The 2,772-nt window shown below is 51.1% G+C and carries 2 protein-coding genes; both read left to right on the plus strand.

The genetic code is table 11. From position 1 onward, the window contains the following. Nucleotides 1-540, plus strand: a 540-nt coding sequence (locus ACT3TJ_RS17830) for a DUF4123 domain-containing protein (RefSeq protein WP_444622813.1), incomplete at its 5' end; no start/stop codon positions are given. Continuing rightward, nucleotides 537-2,772 (plus strand): toxin VasX (locus ACT3TJ_RS17835; protein ID WP_444666119.1); only part of this gene is annotated, 2,236 nt, incomplete at its 3' end. The genes ACT3TJ_RS17830 and ACT3TJ_RS17835, both read left to right, overlap by 4 nt.

Raw genomic sequence — 2,772 nt, forward strand, 5'->3', positions numbered from 1 at the left:
GAAACGTTTTCTGCAGATCCAAGAAGGGGCATTGCGCCAGGGGTCGTTATAGCGAGTCGCGCGCCGCGAAACGAAGTGTTAGCGCACTTGCGGAGCTGCCTGGAGGTAACATTTTACGGTAACCGGAAAGGGATGTTGCGCTTTTATCACCCAGATATTGCTGCAGCGCTATTTAGTAAGCCGGAAGGGGTTAGTAGACAGTGGTTTGGGCCAATAGACCATTGGATATGGCAAGGCGATGAGATGGGAGTTAAACCTACAGGATTCCCGCTATGGCAGGCACTAGAAGCAGGTGATCAAACGGAGGAGAGGGTGCCTGCTCCTGCCCACCAAGTGCTACGACTGACTAAGTATCAAGAGCAAGCACTTGAACGGTATATTCGGTTAACAAGGGCATTTAAGCAGTATAGAAGTCCTGATGAATCGTTGGACGATATGGAAATACGACAACGTTTTTTAAACAGCGATATAGCACAACAAGCGTTATTCCCAGCTGAAAATCATAATCCGGTTAGCGCCACGGCAGAGAGCACCGTATGAGCCAGGAACTGAGCCAACATAAGGCATGTGAAGAACCCAAACTGTTTATTCAGGTACTTGGTAAAGACCATCCTGAAGGGCATCGGTTCTTTTTTTATGATGAACACGATGAACAAGAGCAGCCTGGGTTAACAGATGCTGTTGAAGAGGAAGACCTGCCGGAACCGATAAGCCGTGTCCACAGCTGGAAGTGGGAGGCAGAACCAAATCGCAATGTCTGGTTAGAGATTGCCAGCGAAGAAGGTAATCCAATACGTGTACCGTTATTTGCGGGTGTGAGCCAAACCCCTTGGCAAGAGCATGAGCGTGATACGGTTTTCCAGCAGTATGTTGTTCAGCCCATTGTGCCGCTCGCCTTTTGGCAATCCCTTATTGACGATGCCTCTCATGCCCTGCCAAGCCGCAATGGCTACCTATATATTCACTATCGTGGCGCACTGTGGCGTGAAATTGAAGTATCAGGTTCTGAAGCAGATGAATGGCAATTCAAGGATATAGACCTGGCAAAATACCGCGATGAAAGCGAGGGCTTTGTTGATGATCGGCGCTTAGCAACTGGCCAATCCCTTACGGAAATATGGTTGCCAGCACGTCGGGCAATGAGCTGGTTGAATAACGAAGTCAAAGTAGCCTTTTCAGACGTTCAATGGTCAGCTGCCCGGCTAAACTGCCTTGAAACAGACCCGGCGGAGATTAACCATCGTTTCCAATCGGTCTCCCTGCAAAGCCCATCTGAACGCATTGAGAGTGGTCAGCTTCTTGCCGCTGAGCAATTGGTACCCCAGCGCGCACGTACCCCCTGCCTAGAGTTACAAATTGTTCACCCACCACTTTGGGTAGAGGATCTTTCAGGCAGCGCTGTTTCTTCACTCTATCAGCAAGCTTTAAGCGAACAGGAAAGCTTCGACAGAGGGGGTTCAGACGCGGTCAATGGTGCTTGGAACGAAGCCAATCGGGATGCCTCGCCTTTAAAGCGTGAAGTGGGCTTGCGGGCTGCCGCTGCCGATATGGTGTGCCAATCGTACCGTCGCAGTTCTATATCGACTCAACCAGAAGAAGGAAGCGAGCCACCCAATTGGGAAGAGCTACCTGATGGTGGTGATGTTTTAGAAGATGCGCGCCAACGTCGTATCCCTGGGTTAATTATCAACGACCCTCTGTTTGAGCTTCGCCACGCGCTGAGCCAAATGCAATTATCCCAAAACCACTTATCGATATTGCTTGAGCGTTGCGCGGCACAGCCCCACTATCGCAGCGCTATTATGGTGCAAAAGCGCATAATGCCCGAGAACATTGGAGGCGAAAGCAACCCGTTGCGCAGCTTAGCGTCGAATCAGGCGCTCAAGTATTTAGGAGGCGTGTTCCATACCAGCGTGGCCACCTTAGCGCGGGATGTGGCCCATCAGCTTTGGGAGTTTCACCAAGCGCAGCTGGCCGAATTAATCGGCAATTCAACCTACCAACGAGCGCTGGTAGACTACTTTAGCTTGGAGGAGAGCGACTACTTAAGCGGATTCTGTCTAGTAGAGCAGTGCTTCACTGCCCTTAGCCTTGATCCAAAGCGTGCCGACATATTAGCGAATGAAGATGCTCCAACCCAGCTCCATACCGCTAATAATGGGACTGCCCAGCGCACATTGCTTGCTCTACTTGAAGAAGGTAGCACTGCACCGCTGCATGCCATGTGCTTCCCTGACAGCGAAACCCACCCAGTTGACCAGCCTTTTGCACTACCTGAAGAGGAAAGCAATGATGGTACTGGCCGCTTTCGTGCTAAAGCATTGGCAGACGAAAGCAACCGAGGGGATCCTCCTGACACAGAAAGCCTGCAAACTTTAGAAATCTCATTGCTTGCCGCCGCCGCCCGATTAAATACGATCGGTGAGCTGAACCGCTGGTCTGGAGCAATGGATAACGTCTTCGGGCGAATAGCGGAAAGCGGAAAGAGCGTTCTTAGCCAAGTGGCAGAGCAGGGTGAGCGAACGGCCATGGCAGCCAGAATCTATATGCCTGCCTTTAACGCATCACGGGGCGCACTACATAACCTATTGGGCGATTTAACCTTCCAGCCGTTGGGTGATGTAGATATGAGCCGTGTCGCATTGCTAGGGGTGGAAGATACCCTGTCAGGTATGACGTTTGGACTAGATAGTGCCGATCGCACCTACATTGCGCGTAATAATCATCGCCAGTTTTATGGGGAGGTCTATCGCACATCTAATGGTGAACTGC

Source organism: Halomonas sp. AOP30-A1-24 (assembly GCF_052378165.1).
Taxonomy (GTDB): domain Bacteria; phylum Pseudomonadota; class Gammaproteobacteria; order Pseudomonadales; family Halomonadaceae; genus Vreelandella; species Vreelandella citrativorans.